The organism is Enterobacter sp. 22452, assembly GCF_052045065.1.
Lineage (GTDB): Bacteria > Pseudomonadota > Gammaproteobacteria > Enterobacterales > Enterobacteriaceae > Enterobacter > Enterobacter mori.
On the sequence record NZ_JBQEOB010000007.1, the window covers coordinates 92,651 to 109,380 of the forward strand.

The following is a 16,730-nucleotide window of genomic DNA, read 5'->3' on the forward strand; positions in this document are numbered from 1 at the left end:
CAACAGAAATAAAAACATCGGGAGTCTGAATATGTCTGCGAACGAACTCGTTACTGAATTTCTGCTGGCAGCAGAAGAGGGCAATAGCGATGCGCTAAAAGCCTGTCTGGAGAAAGGCGTGGATATTAACGCCACCAACCGCCAGAAAAGAACGGCGGTTATTATTGCCAGCCTGAAAAAGCATTATTCCTGCGTGGAGCTATTAATTGCCGCCGGTGCGGATATTGATAAACAGGACCAGACCTGCTTTAACCCCTTCCTGATTAGCTGCCTGACCAACGATATCACCCTGCTGCGCCTTGTCCTTCCGGCAAATCCCGATCTCGACCGCCTGACGCGCTTTGGCGGCGTGGGCATTACGCCTGCCAGTGAAAAAGGGCATGTGGAGATCGTGCGCGAGCTGCTGGAAAAAACGGATATCAACGTCAACCACACCAATTTTGTCGGCTGGACGCCGCTGCTGGAAGCCATCGTGCTTAACGACGGCGGCGCGAAGCAGCAGGAGATCGTCAAGCTGCTGCTGGATCACGGCGCGAACCCGCACATGACCGACAAATACGGCAAAACCCCGCTCGAGCTGGCGCGGGAAAAAGGCTTCGATGCGATAGCCGACCTGCTGCTGGCGGCAGGCGCATAACGCATTCGGCCAGCCATTTCCGGCTGGCCGTTAATACAAAAGTATTTTTAACCGACGTGCATTTTGCACGACGGCGGCCCCCTTTTATCCGCGTTCAGGAGAAAATAATGCCAACGAAAGTCGTGATTAAAAAGAATACCTGGTTTGATTCGGTTTCATTGATGTCGGTTTCCACCAAAGCCAATAAATTGCCCGGCGTCGAGCAGGCGTTTGTGGCCATGGCGACGGAAATGAACAAAGGCGTCTTAAAAAACCTCGGGCTATTAACGCCGGAATTAGCGGAAGCCAAAAACGGCGACCTGATGATTGTGATTAAAGGCGACGCGGCGAATGATGAAACGCTGGCCGCTATTGAAGCGCTGTTCACGCGTAAAGAGAGCGCAGGCTCTCATGAAGCGCGCTACGCCACGATTGTCAGCGCCAAAACCCATCGCCCGGACGCAAACCTTGCGGTGATTTCCGTCAACGGTACTTTCGCCGCCCGCGAAGCGCGCCAGGCGCTGGAAAACGATCTTAACGTCATGCTCTTTTCCGATAACGTGTCGCTCGACGACGAGCTGGCGCTGAAGCAGCTCGCGCACCAGAAAGGGCTGCTGATGATGGGGCCGGACTGCGGCACCGCCATCATCAACGGTGCGGGACTGTGCTTTGCTAACGCTGTGCGCCGCGGCTCGGTTGGCATCGTCGGCGCTTCCGGCACCGGCAGTCAGGAGCTGAGCGTGCGCATTCACGAATTTGGCGGCGGCGTGTCGCAGCTGATTGGCACCGGCGGGCGCGATCTCAGCGAGAAAATTGGCGGCCTGATGATGCTCGACGCCATCGACATGCTTGAAGCCGACGAGGGCACCCAGGTTATCGCGCTGATCTCCAAACCAGCGGCTCCTGCCGTGGCGGAGAAAGTGCTGGCCCGCGCGCGTACCTGCCGCAAGCCGGTGGTCGTCTGCTTCCTTGGGCGCAGCGAACCGCCCGCCGATGAAGATGGCCTGCAGTTTGCCCGCGGTACCAAAGAGGCGGCCCTGAAGGCGGTCCTGCTTACCGGCATCAAAAAAGAGTCCCTGGACCTGCATCCGCTCAACTGGCCTTTGATTGAAGAGGTTCGCGCCCGCCTGACCCCGCAGCAGAAGTACATTCGCGGCCTGTTCTGCGGCGGCACCCTGTGCGACGAGGCGATGTTTGCGGCGCTTGCGAAATTCGACGACGTCTACAGCAACATCCAGCCTGATCCGGCCAGACGCCTGAGCGACATCAGCGTCAGTAAAGCCCACACCTTCCTCGACTTTGGCGACGACGACTTCACCAACGGCAAGCCGCATCCGATGATCGACCCGACCAACCGCATCAGCCGCCTGCTGCAGGAGGCGCGCGATCCTGAGGTGGGCGTCATCGTGATGGACTTTGTGCTGGGCTTCGGCGCGCATGAGGATCCGGTGGGGGTGATGCTTGATGCCATTAAGGAGGCGCAGGCCATCGCGAAGGCGGATAACCGTCCTCTGGAAATTCTCGGCTACGTACTCGGCACCGACCAGGATCCGCAGTCCCTGGCGCAGCAGTGCCAGCTGCTGACCGACGCTGGCGTTATCTGGGCCAGCAGCAGTACCAACACTGGATTACTGGCACGCGAATTTGTTTGCAAAGGGGAGAAAGCATAATGACGACCTTATTCAACCAGCCGCTGAACGTCATTAACGTCGGCATTGCGATGTTCAGCGATGATCTCAAAAAACAGCACGTTCCCGTCACCCAGCTCGACTGGACGCCGCCGGGGCAGGGCAATATGCAGGTCGTTGAGGCGCTCGACCAGCTGGCCGAAAAACCGCTGGTGGAGAAAATCGCCGCCGCCAACCAAATTGCGCTTGAGCGCATTATTCAGTCCCATCCGGTACTGGTGGGCTATGACCAGGCCATTAACGTGGTGCCGGGCATGACCCGCACCACCATTCTGCACGCCGGTCCGCCCGTCTCCTGGGAGAACATGTGCGGGGCAATGAAGGGCGCGGTCACCGGGGCGCTGGTGTTTGAAGGGCTGGCGAAAGATCTGGACGATGCGGCAAGGCTCGCCGCCTCCGGAGATATTACGTTCTCGCCGTGCCACGAGCATGACTGCGTGGGCTCGATGGCGGGCGTCACCTCCGCGTCGATGTTTATGCACATCGTTGAAAACAAAACCTACGGCAACCGCGCGTTCACCAACCTCAGCGAGCAGATGGCGAAGATCCTGCGCATGGGGGCCAACGACCAGAGCGTCATCGACCGCCTGAACTGGATGCGCGACGTGCTCGGCCCGATGCTGCGCGACGCCATGAAGATCATCGGCGAAATCGACCTGCGCCTGATGCTGGCGCAGGCGCTGCACATGGGCGACGAGTGCCACAACCGCAACAACGCGGGCACCACGCTGCTGATCCAGGCGCTGACGCCGGGGCTGATTCAGGCGGGGTATCCGGTGGAGCAGCAGCGCGAGGTATTTGAGTTTGTCGCCAGCAGCGACTACTTCTCCGGTCCGACGTGGATGGCGATGTGTAAGGCCGCGCTGGACGCTGCTCACGGCATTGAGTACAGCACCGTCGTCACCACCATGGCGCGCAACGGCTACGAGTTCGGCCTGCGCATTTCCGGCCTGCCGGGGCAGTGGTTCACCGGCCCGGCGCAGCAGGTGATTGGTCCGATGTTCGCGGGCTATAAGCCGGAAGACTCCGGGCTGGATATCGGCGACAGCGCCATCACCGAAACCTACGGCATTGGCGGCTTTGCGATGGCGACGGCCCCGGCGATTGTCGCGCTGGTGGGCGGGACGGTGGATGAAGCCATCGACTTCTCCCGCCAAATGCGCGAAATCACCCTCGGCGAAAACCCAAACGTCACCATTCCGCTGCTCTCGTTTATGGGCATCCCAACCGCCATCGACATTACCAAAGTCGCGGGCAGCGGCATTCTGCCGGTCATTAATACCGCCATTGCCCATAAAGACGCGGGCATCGGCATGATTGGGGCGGGCATCGTTCACCCGCCGTTTAGCTGTTTTGAAAAGGCGCTGTTGACCTTCCGCGATCGCTACTTTTTATAAGGCAAGCATCCATGAAAAACATGAAACTGGAGTGGAAAAGAGGTGACTGGGCGGCGTATTTCGGGTTGATGACCAACAACCTGACCAATTTGCTGACCATGATGGGGCTGCTCATTTTTGTCGTCGGCATCCCGAAGGAGATTGTTTATGGACGCATCGCGCCAGCCTTCGGGCTGGCGGTGCTGGTCGCGAGTATTTGCTACGCCTGGTTCGGCATGCAAATGGCGCGCGCCACCGGGCGAACGGACGTCACCGCGCTGCCGTCCGGCCCCAGCGCGCCGTCAATTTTTACCGTGACCTTCCTGGTGCTGATGCCGGTGTATCAGCAAACGGGCGATGCGGAGTTCGCCATTCAGATTGGCCTGGTGTGGTGCTTTGTTGAGGCGATGATCCTGGCGGGCGGCTCGTTCCTGGGTGAGACCATCCGCAAGATGATCCCGCGCACCGTGCTGCTGTCGTGCCTCTCCGGTTTGGGCCTGCTGCTGCTGGCGATGAACCCGATGCTGCAGGCGTTCGAAGCGCCGACCGTGTCGTTTATCGTGCTGCTGCTGATCTTCATTAACTGGTTCGGTAAAAAGCCCATTTTCGCCAAAATCCCGACCGGTCTGCTGTTGCTGGTTGCAGGAACGGCGCTAGCGTGGCTCTCGGGTCTGCAAAGCCCGGAAGCGATTAAAGCGTCCATGTCATCCTTCGGCTTTAACCCGCCGCAGGTGCACGTAGAAGGCTTCCTGCAGGGCCTGCCGCACGCGCTGCCGTATCTTGCCTCTGCCGTACCGCTGGGGCTGGCGAACTACATCTTTGACCTGGAAAACATCGAAAGCGCCCACGCGGCGGGGGATGAATACCCGACCCGCAAGGTGATGCTGGCGAACGGTCTGTCGTCGATGCTCGGCTGCCTGATGGGGAACCCGTTCCCGGTCACGGTCTACGTCGGCCACCCCGGCTGGAAAGCGATGGGGGCCAGCATCGGCTACACGCTGGCCTCGGGCGTGACTATGTTCATCGTGCCGCTGTTCGGGCTGGGGGCGTTTATGCTCGCCATCATTCCGATGACCGCCATCGTGCCGATTCTGGTGTTTATCGGCGTTGTGACGGCCAACCAGGTAGTGAGGGAAACGCCCAAAGTGGAGGTGCCCGTCATCTTCATCTGCCTGTTCCCGTGGATCGCCAACTGGGCGCTGACCATGATGAACAGCGTGATGAGCGCCGCGGGCACCAGCGCGGGGAAAATCGGCACCGACGTGCTGCACAGCAAAGGGATCTACTACGAAGGGCTGATGCATCTCGGCAACGGCGCACCGCTTGCCAGCATGCTGTGGGGCTGTATCGCCATCTTTGCCATCATCAACAAACCGCTGCGCGGGGCTGTCGCCGCTGCGGGCGGGGCGCTGCTGGCGCTGTTTGGGGTGATCCATGCCCCGGTGGTGGGATTTGCCGAAGGCAGTTCGCTGATGTTCGTGACGGCCTACCTGATGATGGGCGGCATGTTTGTGGTGAAGCATGTGCTGGATATCTCTGTTAATCCCCCACTCCCTGTGGGAGAGGGCCGGGGTGAGGGCACCAGAACGCACCTTCTAAAGGAAACAAAATGAAAGAGCTTATGGTCGTCGCCATTGGTGGCAACAGCATTATCAAAGACAACGCCAGCCAGTCAGTTGAACATCAGGCGCAGGCGGTGAAAGCGGTGGCCGAGTCGGTGCTGGAAATGCTGGCCTCCGACTATGACATCGTTCTCACCCACGGCAACGGCCCCCAGGTGGGGCTGGATCTGCGCCGTGCCGAAATCGCCCACGAGCGGGAAGGGCTGCCGCTGACCCCGCTGGCAAACTGCGTGGCGGATACGCAGGGTGGCATCGGTTACCTGATCCAGCAGGCGCTCAATAACCGGCTTGCCGCGCGCGGCGAGCAAAAAGCGGTCACGGTCGTCACGCAGGTTGAGGTGGATAAAAACGATCCCGGCTTTACGCACCCGACGAAACCGATCGGTGCGTTTTTCAGCGAGACACAGCGCGACGAGCTGCAGCGCGCGCACCCGGACTGGCATTTTGTTGAGGATTCCGGTCGGGGCTACCGTCGCGTGGTGGCTTCACCCCAGCCGCTGCGCATTGTTGAGGCCGACGCCATCAAAACGCTGACGCAAAAAGGCTTTGTGGTGATCGGCGCGGGCGGCGGGGGGATCCCCGTTGTTCGCAGTGAGCAGGGGGATTATCAGAGCGTCGACGCGGTGATTGATAAAGATCTCTCCACCGCGCTGCTGGCACGCGAGATCCGCGCCGACGTGCTGGCGATCACCACCGGCGTAGAGAAAGTGTGCGTCAACTTTGGCAAGCCAAACCAGCAGGCGCTGGACGCTGTAAACATGGCGCAGATGACGCGTTATATGGAAGAGGGCCACTTCCCGGCGGGCAGCATGCTCCCCAAAATCGTCGCCTCGCTGGAATTTTTAAAACACGGCGGCAAGCGGGTGATCATCACCTCGCCGGACTGCCTGCCCGCGGCGCTGCGCGGAGAAACCGGCACCCATATCGTTAATGAAGGAAGATAAGATGAGTGAAAACAAAAGCCGCCGCGAGTTTATTAGCCAGAGCGGCAAAATGGTTACCGCCTGCGCGCTGTTTGGCGCCACCGGCTCCGTCGCGTATGCTGCGGATACCGCAAAGCCAACCTGCGAGACGGGTAAACCGATGAGCATCACCGCGAAACATTACTACCTGGATAACGTGCTGCTGGAGGCCGGGTTCAACGTCGACGGCAGCGTGGCGACGAGCACCCGCACCGAGCTGAAAACGCTGGAAATCAAAGACGGCAAGATCGTCGCCCTGCGCGACAATAAAAGCCATGCCGACGCCACGCTGCCGCACTATGACGCAGGCGGCAAGCTGATGCTCCCGGCGATGCGCGACATGCACATCCATCTGGATAAAACCTTTTACGGCGGCCCGTGGCGCTCGCTGAACCGCCCGGCGGGTACCACGATTCAGGACATGATCCGCCTGGAACAAAAAATGCTGCCGGAGCTGCAGCCCTATACGCAAGAACGCGCGGAAAAGCTGATCGACCTGATCCAGTCGAAAGGCTCCACCATTGCCCGCAGCCACTGCAATATCGAGCCGACCTCCGGCCTGAAGAATCTCGAAAATCTGCAGGCGGTTTTGTCGCGCCGTAAGCCCGGCTTTGACTGTGAAATCGTCGCTTTCCCGCAGCACGGGCTGCTGCTGTCAAACTCAGAAAAACTGATGCGCGAGGCGATGCAGGCCGGGGCGCATTACGTGGGCGGGCTGGACCCGACTAACGTTGACGGTGCGATGGAGAAATCTCTCGATCTGATGTTCCAGATCGCGCTGGACTACGACAAAGGGGTGGATATTCACCTGCACGAAACCAGCCCGGCGGGCGTGGCGGCGGTGAACTACATGGTCGAAACCGTGGAGAAAACGCCGGAGCTGAAGGGCAAACTGACCATCAGCCACGCCTTCGCGCTGGCGACGCTCAACGAGCAGCAGGTGGATGAGATCGCCACCCGCATGGCGGCGCAGCAGGTGACCATCGCCTCCACCGTGCCGATTGGCACCCTGCATATGCCGCTGAAGCAGCTGCGTGAGAAGGGCGTGTTCGTTATGACGGGGACCGACAGCGTGATCGACCACTGGTCGCCGTACGGTCTGGGGGACATGCTGGAGAAAGCGAATCTTTATGCGCAGCTCTACATCCGCCCGAACGAGCAGACGCTCTCCCGCGCGCTCGGTATCGCCACCGGCGACGTGCTGCCGCTGAACGACAAGGGCGAGCGCGTGTGGCCAAAAGCGCAGGACGACGCCAGCTTTGTGCTTGTGGATGCCTCCTGTTCCGCCGAAGCGGTGGCGCGCATTTCACCGCGCACCGCGACGTTCCATAAGGGCAACCTTGTCTGGGGTGTCGTAGGCTAAAAGCGAGCCGGGTGGCGGCTTCGCCTTACCCGGCCTACGGTTCGGAGATTTTGNCCGCCACCCGACAATGCAGTATACTGCTATGCACATTCTTAAAGAGGGATCTGCCATGGCACAAAACATCTACGACAACCCGGCATTTTTCGAAGGCTACGCCCAGCTTCCGCGCTCGGTTCAGGGGCTCGACGGCGCGCCGGAGTGGCCCGCGCTTAAGGCCATGCTGCCAGATTTAACCGGCAAATCGGTTGTCGATCTCGGCTGCGGCTACGGCTGGTTTTGCCGCGCGGCGCGCGAGCTGGGCGCTGCTGAGGTCACGGGCGTTGATATCTCCGAAAAGATGCTCGCCCGCGCTGGGGAGCTTACCGCTGACACACAGATTCACTATCAGCGTAGCGACCTGGAATCACTCGAGCTCAACGAGAACAGCCTCGATCTGGTCTATAGCTCCCTGGCGCTGCACTACCTGCCGGAGCTGGATACCCTGTTTGCGAAGGTTCAGCGCGCGCTTAAGCCCGGCGGCAGCTTGGTCTTTTCCATGGAGCACCCCATTTACACCTGCGCCACCCGTCAAGGCTGGCTGACCGACGACAGTGGCGAGCGGTTCTGGGGCGTGAACCATTATCAGGAAGAAGGCAAGCGCGTCAGCAACTGGCTGGCGGACGGCGTTATCAAGTATCACCGCACGCTGGGCACCACGCTTAACGCGCTGATCGGGGCCGGGTTAACGATAAGCGAGGTCAACGAGTGGGGGCCAACGCAGGCGCAGATTGACGCCTGGCCCGCGCTGGCCGAAGAGGCAGTGCGCCCGATGCTGGTGCTGATCGCCGCCCGTAAGGCTCAGTAACCCACTTTATACACGCGTCCGCTCTGCACGCCTTCCACGCTGCGGCGGTAGGCCTGCGCCACGGTCGCGGCGGGAACGCTCTCAAAGCCCGGGAAGAAGCCGTCGTACGCTTCGACGGATTCGGTGAGTACCGTCGGGCTAATCAGGTTGATGCGGATCCCGCGCGGCAGCTCACAGGCGGCAGCGCGTACAAACCCTTCCAGCGCCGCATTTACCGTGGTGGCATTCACGCCCTGTGCAATCGGCTCGTGCGCAACAATCCCGCTTATCAGCGTAATCGAGCCGCCCTCGTTCAGGTAGCGCTGGCCGGTCAGCGCCAGTCGCACCTGCCCCAAAAGCTTATCCTGCAATCCCCGGTTGAAATCGCTGTCTTTCATGGTCGCGAGGGGGCCAAAGTGAAGGCTGCCGCTGGCGGAGACAATCGCGTCCACCGGACCGATTTTCTCAAACAGCGCCTGGACGCTCGCCTGCGAGGTGATATCCACCTGATAGTCGCCCTGCGTGCGACCGACGCGGATGACTTCGTGACGACGACTCAGCGCTTCCGTTACTGCACGACCGACCGTACCGCTGGCACCAATAATGACGATTTTCATAGCAGACTCCTTATGTTGTGAGACTTCATTCTTTAATAAATAAAAAGTCAGATAAACTGGGCTAACGTTAGAAGATTGCTAACCAGAGGTTCGGAATATGGATAAGCTTCGCGGTATGGAGACGTTTATTGCGGTGGTGGAAAGCGGTAGCTTTACCGGTGCAGCATCACGTCTGGAGATGTCGGCGGTGATGGTGGGGAAGTATATTGCCCTGCTGGAAACCCAGCTCGGCACGCGACTGCTGGAGCGCAACACGCGCCGTCAGAGCCTGACCGATGCCGGGCGCGTCTATTTCGAGGAGGCGAAGCGGGTGCTGGAGCAGGTCTCCATTGCTGAAAATGCAGTTGAGCGGCTGCGTGCTGCGCCTGCCGGAACGTTACGCGTCACGGCACCGACGTCGTTTGGTGGCTGTGTGATTGCACCGCTCACCGCCACCTATTTACAGCGTTATCCGGAGGTGCGTGTGGAGCTGGATCTCACCAACCGGATGGTCGATCTGGTGGATGAAGGGGTCGATCTGGCCATTCGTATTGGCGACATTCAAAACGACGATCTGGTAGCGAAGTATCTCTGTCCCTACCGGATGGTGATCTGCGCCGCGCCGGATTATTTAGCGCGCTACGGCACGCCACAGACGCCTGCCGATCTGGTGAATCATCTGTGCCTGTCACACACGGTGTGGACCGCGCGTAACGAGTGGCGGCTACCGGGCATGGAAGGAGAAGTGCGCTGGAAGCGGGATGCGATCTTAAGATGCAACGATGGCTATGGATTACGCATGGCGGCGCGGGCTGGTGCAGGATTACTGCTGCAACCGGAGGTGCTGGTGGCGGAAGAGCTGGCAAGCGGCAGGCTGGTGCGGGTGCTGGAGCAGTACACGCCCGCGCCGAGGCCGGTGCATTTATTGTGGCGTCAGGATTTACGTCAACTGCCTAAGCTTACGGAATTTATCGCCCATATTCTGCTAAGATTGGGCACAATATAAAAAAAGAAGGTAATCAAAGAATGTCTGCAAACAAACTCGCCAGCAGCGCGCAGGGCCTGCAATCCTCTGCCATCCGTGAATTATTAAAACATAGCAAAATGGCAGGGGTGATTTCGCTGGGCGGTGGTATTCCTAATCCCGATCTGTTCGATCACGAAGGGCTTAAAATTGCTGCCGATTCCGTCTTATCACAGCATTTTGGCGAGGCGTTCCAGTACGGCCTGACGGAAGGCGTCCCGGGGCTGCGCGAGGAAATTAAACGCATCTGCGAGGGGCGCGGTATCGCCTGTAAGGCCGATGATGTCGTTATTACTTCCGGCTCGCAGCAATCACTTGACGTGCTGGCGCGTGCGTTAATCAACCCGGGTGACACCGTCGTCGTTGAGCGTCCAACCTATCTCGCCGCGCTGCAGGTCTTCGGCCTGGCGCAGGCCAACTTTGAATCCGTTGGCACCGACGGCGACGGTATGAAGGTGGATGAGCTTGAAGCGCTGGTGGCAAAGAAAGCCATCAAAGCAGTCTATATCGTTCCAACCTTTGGTAACCCCGGCGGCGTGACGCTTTCCGAAGCGCGCCGTAAACAGCTGGTGGAATTATCAAAGCGTTATGATTTCGTGATTATCGAAGACGACCCGTACAGCGAAATTAATTACACCGACGAAGTATTCCGCCCGTTGATTGCTCACGCCAAAGATATCGGCAATGAAGAGAACGTGGTGTACACCTCCACCTTCTCTAAAATCCTCGCACCGGGAACCCGCGTGGGCTGGGTGCTGGTCCCCGAGTGGCTGAAACGTGCGGTGGTTAATCTGAAGCAAACCACCGATCTGCACACCAGCACGCTGTCACAGCTGATGACCTATGAGTACCTGAAAACCGGACGTCTGGCGGGGCAGATTAAGATGATCCGCGAAGCCTATCGCCAGAAATACCAGACGTTTGCCACTGAACTGGAGGCCGAACTGGGCGATGTGATGTCGTTCCACAAGCCGAAGGGCGGCATGTTCCTGTGGGCGAAAATGAACAACGGCATGAACACCACGCGTTGGCTGGAGAAGACGTTAAGCAATGGCGTGGTGTTTGTACCTGGCGAGTTCTTCTACTGCAATGAACCGGACCATACGACGCTGCGTATGTCGTTTGTGACGCCAACGGATGAACAGCTGATAGAAGCGGTTCGACGTTTGAAAATCTCGCTGTAAACGATCTGCGCATAATGGCGGCAACGTCGCTATGCGCAAGCCTTCCTTACAGCAGCCCTTTCTGTGCAAATGTCATACGAGTGGCTTCATTCAGATCCAAATCCTGTAAGGACGCCGGGCGAACCCAGGCAATCTCCTGAAACTCTTCGTTGAAGGTCACCTCACGGTTGGCGCTGATGCAGTCGAAGATCAGGTAAATCATATAAATTTCTTCCGTGGTGCCGTCGGCGTAGGTTTTCACCCGAGTGTCATCGCGAAATGCCCAGGGTTTTACCTCGGTAATCTCCAGCGCGTCGCCAAGCTCCTCGCGGATTTCCCGGCGCAGCGCCTGTTCCATCGTTTCACCCGGCTCCATCCCTCCACCGGACAGTGCCCACTGGCCGGGAAATACGCCGCGATCGTCGGCCATTTTGCACAGCAGATAGGCCCCGTCGTTCTGAATGATGGGGCAGACAATGGTACGTTGGCGCATGGTTTCTTCCTGAAAATGAGTTTGAGCTACTTTAGCAGATTGGGGGGTGATGGTTATGTTAGAGGTGTTCGATTCTCGCTCCTTGGTTTTCTGCATTTTGTGATGCCCTCACCCCGGCCCTCTCCCACAGGGAGAGGGAGAAAATCATAGCGAATTTTTACTCCATGCGGATGTAGGCCGGGTAAGGCGCAGCCGCCACCCGGCGATTGACTACCGTTCCCTCAGCGCCTCTTTCGCCCGGTTAAACGGCTTGATCATATAATCCAGCACCGTTTTCTCTCCGGTCTTAATGTCCACCGTCGCAATCATCCCCGGCACAATTGAGAAGTGCCTGCCCGCCTTATTCACCAGGTAATCCTGGCTGGTACGGATAAACACCCGGTAATAGAACACTTCCGGCTTAGCTTCGTCCTGGATGGTATCCGGTGAAATGGTCTCCACCACGCCATGCAGCCCGCCGTAGATGGCATAATCGTACGCGGTGATCTTCACCAGCGCTTCCTGATTAGGGTGGATAAAGGCGATATCGCGCGGCGACAGGCGGGTTTCAATCAGCAGGTGATCGTCCACCGGTACGATCTCCATCAGCTCGCCGTTGGGCGGGATCACGCCGCCGATGGTGGTCACTTTGATGTTTTTCACAATGCCGCGCACCGGGGATTTCACCGTCAGGCGGGTCACCGAATCTTCACGGCCTTTGAGAATGGCGGAAACCATATCCACCTCCGCGTTGGCTTTGGAGAGCGCCTCGCGCGCCTGAACGTAATACTGCGAGCGCACGTCGGTGAGCTTGAGTTCCAGATCGCTTTTCTGCCGCTGCAGACGCAGCACTTCCACGTGGCTGGCGGCGCCGGTTTTCACCAGCCGCTGGGTGATCGCCAGCTCTTTATTGGCGAGATCTAACGCCGAGCGCAGCTCGCGCTGGGTATCTTCAAGCTGTGCGCGACGTGAGTTATAGAGGCGCGTTTCGGCCCCGATCAGATCCGTCCATTTCGCCAGCGAAGGCGGGAACTTCAGCGGCAGATCGTTCACTTCGGCATACAACCGAACGCTGGAGGCGAGCGATGCCCGGTAGCGCGCCGCGCTTTCGCCGACGTTCGATTCCGAACGCGTCGGATCGAGCCGCGCCAGCACCTGTCCCGCCTGAACCTGATCCCCTTCGTGCACGTTCAGTTCCGTCAGGATCCCGCCGTCGAGCGACTGTAAAACCTGCTCGCGCGAGCTGGGGATCACTTTGCCGGTTCCGGTGGAAACTTCATCCAGAATGCCGTACCACGCCCAGACGCCAAGCACCACAAACAGCAGCAGGGAGAATACAACGATCCGTCGCGCGCCGGTGTAGCCGCTTTCGGAGTCGAGGGCGTTATCCAGATCGTCCATTGCGGCAACGTCACGCTGACTGATTTTCATTTTTCCACTCCCGTCCGGTTGCTGCCTGCTGTTGCTGCATACGGCTGTTGCTCAGCGCCTGCGCTTTCGGCGCATCCATCACCAGCATCCCCTCTTTTAACACCACCACGCGCTCAACCAGCTCCAGCACGGGCACGCGGTGGGTGGCGACAACCAGCGTGCGGTTGCCGAGCCAGGCGTTGAGGCGCTGGATAAATTCCCGCTCGGTATGCTCGTCAAGCGACGCCGTGGGTTCGTCCATCAGCACGATATTCGGGTCGCGCAGAAGCATGCGCGCCAGCAGAATGGACTGCCGCTGCCCGCCGGACAGCCCCACGCCATTCTCCATAATCGGGTAGTCCAGCCCCTTCGGCAGCTTCTGCACAAAGCTCGCCGCGCCGCACATTTCCAGCACCTCAAAAATCTCTTCATCGGTGGCGCGCGGCATACCCAGCGTGATGTTCTCGCGCAGGGTGCCGTAAAACAGCCGCGCGTTCTGGGTCATAAAGCCGACGTTACGCCGCACGTCCGCCACGTCGAGATGGGGCAGGCTGAAGTTGTCGAGCCGCAGCTCGCCGCCCGCCAGATCCATCCCGCCCGCCATCGCCTGCAGTAGGGTTGACTTGCCCGCGCCGTTGCGCCCGAGGATCGCCACTTTCTCGCCAGGTTTGATCTCCAGACGGTTAATGCGCAGCGCCATGCGGGGATCTTCCGGGTGATAGCGGAACTGCGCTTGCTCGAAGAGGTAATGGCCGCGCAGCACGTCCTGGCGGATCGGCGTCTCTTCGCGCTGGTTTTCGGTGGGCAGCTGCATAATGCTGTCCAGCCCCTCTTTGGCGGCCTTCACCTGTTGCCAGCGGGCCAGCACGCCGCACAGCGTCGCCATCGGAGCGATCATGCGGGAGGCCAGCATCGAGGCGGCGACCACCGAGCCGGTGGTCAGGGTGCCGTCGATCACCATCGGCGCGCCGACCACGATGACGCCTGCGTAGACCAGACTTTGAATGGTCATCCCCCAGTTGATCAGGTTCTGCGTCAGCTCGCGGGTGCGCAGGCCGGATTCGGCGGTGATCTGGATGTAGCTGTTCCACTGCTGCAAAAAGCGATTTTCTGCCTGCATCAATTTAATGTCCTCCAGCCCCTGCACGCTCTCCACCAGTACCGCGTTGCGCAGGGTGGATTCGTGTGCCGACTGCTTCGCCAGCTCCGCCAGCCGCTTTTGCAGCAGCAGGCCGGGCAATACCATGATCACCGCCGCGACCGGGGCGATCCACGCCAGCTGCGGCGCGATGATCGCCAGCACCACCACAAACAGGAGGAAGAAAGGCAGGTCGACAATCGTTGAAATGGTAGAGGAGGTGACCATTTCGCGGATCTGCTCCAGCTCGCGCAGCTGGGAAATGAAGCTGCCGGTGGAGCGGGGGATGGCGCTGTTGCGCAGGCGTAGCGCATGGCCAAAGACACGATCCGACACGCGTAGATCCGAGCGCTTGCCCAGCAGATCCATAATGTGCCCGCGCGCCACGCGCAGCACAAAACCAAACAGAGTGGCGATCAGCACCCCGATAGTCAGAACGTACAGCGTCGGGTAGGACTGGGCCGGGATCACCCGGTCGTAGACCTGCATGGAAAACACGATCCCCGAAAGCGACAGCACGTTGATAAACAGCGCGGCGAGCATGACCCAGCTGTAGGGGCGCAGATCGCGCATCACCAGCCGGTAGAGCCAGTCCGGGCGATATTTAGATATATAGGCATCCACCCGGCTGTCCTTCAGGGCGGCCAGAGGACGCAGGGCGATCACATGGCGGATGGCCGGGAGCATGGCCGTCATCGACAGGCGGTTGGTGTGCGTGTTGCCGTCGAAAAAGCTGACCTCAAGCGTGTCTTCGCCGTCGAAATGTTCAATGACGCCGATTTTCCCCTCGCTCAGCTCCACCACGACGGGCAAGCGCCAGCTATTGATGGACTGCCGATCTGCCGTCAGCAGCTCAAATGTCAGTCCGGCCTCGCGCGCAAGCTGGGTGAGGGCAGGCACCATCGGTTTACCTTTCAGCCACGGCGCACCCGCCATCAGCGCGCCGGGTGAACAGGCTACGCGATAACGCGTTGCCACGTAGCCAAACGCCTGTGCCCACTGTTCCAGCGCATCATCCGTCATGTTTTCACCCTGTGGGATATCGCGTTGCTTCATGGCTGGATCTCCACGGTCTGGATGGTACGGTTATCAAGATCGAACGCGTGACGTAAGCGCCCGGTGTTGTACAGGCAGTTGAGCTGAAGCTGATGCAGCTGTCCGGCGGTTTGCTGCTGGGTGAAACGCGCCTGATAAACCTCCTGTTCGGCGTTTAACACGTCGAGCAGCGGACGCGAGCCGAGGTCGAGATACTGCTGTTGGTACAGCTCGCGGGTGCGGGCGCTGAGCGCTTCCTGACGCCCCTGAATTTGCAGCGTGGCCATCAGGCTCATCACCTGGCTGCGGGCTTCGAGCAGTTTTTGCCGCACGTCGAGGCGGGTGCGCTGAATGGTGGACTGCGCCGACTCGACCGCGTGTCCGGCCGCATTGCGTCGGGCGGTCAGGCCGCCCCCCTGATAGAGCGGCATCTGCACTTTTACCCAGGCGGAATATTGGGTGCGATCCCGCGTTTCGTTGCCCGCATACCGGTCGTTAAGGTAGTGGCGCACTTCCGGCTCAAGCGAAATGGTCGGCGTCATCTGCGCGTTGGCATTGTCAAGGTTGGCCTGCGCGACGTTGGCCTGCGCCCAGGCGGCTAGTACGGCGGGCACCAGGCGATCGTCCGGCTCGGCGATGTCGCAGCTGCGCGCCAGACTTTGTGGGAAATCGTTGCTGATCGTGTTCAGGCTGTCCCAGCCGAGAAAACTCATCAGCGTGGCGCGGGCGCTGTCGAGGCTGGCCTGGTACTGCATCAGCTGCGCGCGCGCGCCTTCGATACGGGCATCGGTCTGCACCACGTCAGAGAGTGAGGTGGCCCCTTCGTCATTGCGCAGCTTCGTCAGCTTTCCGATAGAGGAGAGGGCATCAAGCTGCTCTTTGGCAGTGTCCACCATCTGCTGCAAGGTTTGAACCTGCACCATGGCGATGGCGGTATCGTGGGCGATGGTGTCAATGCTGACCAGCACGTTAGCCTGCTGCTGGGCGACGCCTGCGCTTTCGGCGCGCACCTGGCTCGCCACTTTGCCGAAGTCGTAGAGCATTTGCGAGAGGGAGAGGACCAGCGACGGCGTGAAGCCGTTGTCGTCACCGTCGTGGGTATAGCCGTTCTCCATTCCGGCATTGATTTGCGGATAGTATTTCGATTTGGCGACGTCCACGTTTTCGCTCTGCTGGTAGAGTTTACCTACCGCTTCGCTGATGGCCGGGTGCCAGGTGACGGCACGGTTTACGGCTTCGCCCAGCTGCAGCGTGCCGGGCGCGGCTTTCGTGGCCACCGGGGCCACGCGGCCGTTCAAAGAGGGGAGTTCCTGCGTTTCGCTGAGTTGTTCGGCATTGATCGTTCCCGCCGGGTTGGCAGCTAGAGCGGGCACAGATATCAGGCAGCACGAGAGCCACCAGTAAGGCATCTTCATTCCCATGTCTTGTCCCTAATAAAATGG

At 59.7% G+C, this 16,730-nt stretch carries 14 protein-coding genes; 9 read left to right on the top strand and 5 right to left on the bottom strand.

Going from position 1 to position 16,730, the window contains the following annotated elements; genetic code table 11:
* The first annotated feature begins 31 nt into the window (after positions 1-31).
* From ACTJJA_RS19135 to ACTJJA_RS19165, 7 genes are all read left to right on the top strand, one after another.
* Entirely contained in the window at positions 32-637 is a 606-nt protein-coding gene (locus ACTJJA_RS19135; RefSeq protein WP_108416429.1) for an ankyrin repeat domain-containing protein, read from the top strand.
* Positions 638-744: 107 nt separating this feature from the next.
* On the top strand, positions 745-2,286 hold the full coding sequence (gene fdrA, locus ACTJJA_RS19140; protein ID WP_440668939.1) for an acyl-CoA synthetase FdrA: 1,542 nt from the start codon (positions 745-747) through the stop codon (positions 2,284-2,286).
* Positions 2,286-3,701 (top strand): oxamate carbamoyltransferase subunit AllG family protein, encoded by a 1,416-nt coding sequence (locus ACTJJA_RS19145; RefSeq protein WP_440668940.1) that lies wholly within the window; start codon positions 2,286-2,288, stop codon positions 3,699-3,701. Before fdrA ends, ACTJJA_RS19145 begins: the two co-directional genes overlap by 1 nt.
* An 11-nt stretch (positions 3,702-3,712) precedes the next feature.
* Positions 3,713-5,293, top strand: a complete 1,581-nt coding sequence (locus ACTJJA_RS19150; protein WP_440668941.1) for a xanthine permease — start codon at positions 3,713-3,715, stop codon at positions 5,291-5,293.
* Positions 5,290-6,246: a carbamate kinase family protein gene (locus ACTJJA_RS19155; RefSeq protein WP_440668942.1), complete on the top strand. Its 957-nt coding sequence runs from the start codon at positions 5,290-5,292 to the stop codon at positions 6,244-6,246. Before ACTJJA_RS19150 ends, ACTJJA_RS19155 begins: the two co-directional genes overlap by 4 nt.
* A gap of 1 nt (position 6,247) precedes the next feature.
* A complete protein-coding gene (locus ACTJJA_RS19160; protein WP_440668943.1) occupies positions 6,248-7,627 on the top strand; it encodes an amidohydrolase family protein in 1,380 nt (459 codons plus the stop codon).
* A 109-nt stretch (positions 7,628-7,736) separates the two neighbouring features.
* Positions 7,737-8,471 carry a class I SAM-dependent methyltransferase gene (locus tag ACTJJA_RS19165; protein ID WP_440668944.1) on the top strand — a complete coding sequence of 245 codons (735 nt, stop codon included), beginning with the start codon at positions 7,737-7,739 and terminating at the stop codon, positions 8,469-8,471.
* Here the strand turns inward: ACTJJA_RS19165 and ACTJJA_RS19170 are convergent.
* On the bottom strand, positions 8,465-9,067 hold the full coding sequence (locus ACTJJA_RS19170; RefSeq protein ID WP_440668945.1) for a short chain dehydrogenase: 603 nt from the start codon (positions 9,065-9,067) through the stop codon (positions 8,465-8,467). The two genes, ACTJJA_RS19165 and ACTJJA_RS19170, sit on opposite strands and share 7 nt — an antisense overlap.
* Positions 9,068-9,164: 97 nt before the next feature.
* Here ACTJJA_RS19170 and ACTJJA_RS19175 point away from each other — a divergent pair, with 97 nt between their 5' ends.
* Entirely contained in the window at positions 9,165-10,052 is an 888-nt protein-coding gene (locus ACTJJA_RS19175; protein WP_042715351.1) for a LysR family transcriptional regulator, read from the top strand.
* Positions 10,053-10,072: 20 nt separating this feature from the next.
* Positions 10,073-11,254, top strand: a complete 1,182-nt coding sequence (locus ACTJJA_RS19180) for a PLP-dependent aminotransferase family protein (RefSeq protein ID WP_440668946.1) — start codon at positions 10,073-10,075, stop codon at positions 11,252-11,254.
* A gap of 46 nt (positions 11,255-11,300) precedes the next feature.
* Here the strand turns inward: ACTJJA_RS19180 and nudI are convergent, their stop codons facing one another.
* The 4 genes from nudI to ACTJJA_RS19200 all read right to left on the bottom strand — a co-directional run bounded on the left by nudI (position 11,301) and on the right by ACTJJA_RS19200 (position 16,709).
* A complete protein-coding gene (nudI, locus tag ACTJJA_RS19185; protein WP_218308456.1) occupies positions 11,301-11,726 on the bottom strand; it encodes a nucleoside triphosphatase NudI in 426 nt (141 codons plus the stop codon).
* Positions 11,727-11,936: 210 nt separating this feature from the next.
* On the bottom strand, positions 11,937-13,106 hold the full coding sequence (locus ACTJJA_RS19190; RefSeq protein WP_089598177.1) for an HlyD family efflux transporter periplasmic adaptor subunit: 1,170 nt from the start codon (positions 13,104-13,106) through the stop codon (positions 11,937-11,939).
* Between the two features lie 10 nt (positions 13,107-13,116).
* A complete protein-coding gene (locus tag ACTJJA_RS19195; protein ID WP_440668947.1) occupies positions 13,117-15,309 on the bottom strand; it encodes a type I secretion system permease/ATPase in 2,193 nt (730 codons plus the stop codon).
* The gene (locus tag ACTJJA_RS19200) at positions 15,306-16,709 is read right to left on the bottom strand and encodes a TolC family outer membrane protein (RefSeq protein WP_420985401.1); all 1,404 of its coding nucleotides are present in this window, start codon (positions 16,707-16,709) and stop codon (positions 15,306-15,308) included. The genes ACTJJA_RS19195 and ACTJJA_RS19200 overlap by 4 nt, the downstream gene beginning before the upstream one ends.
* Positions 16,710-16,730: the final 21 nt, after the last annotated feature.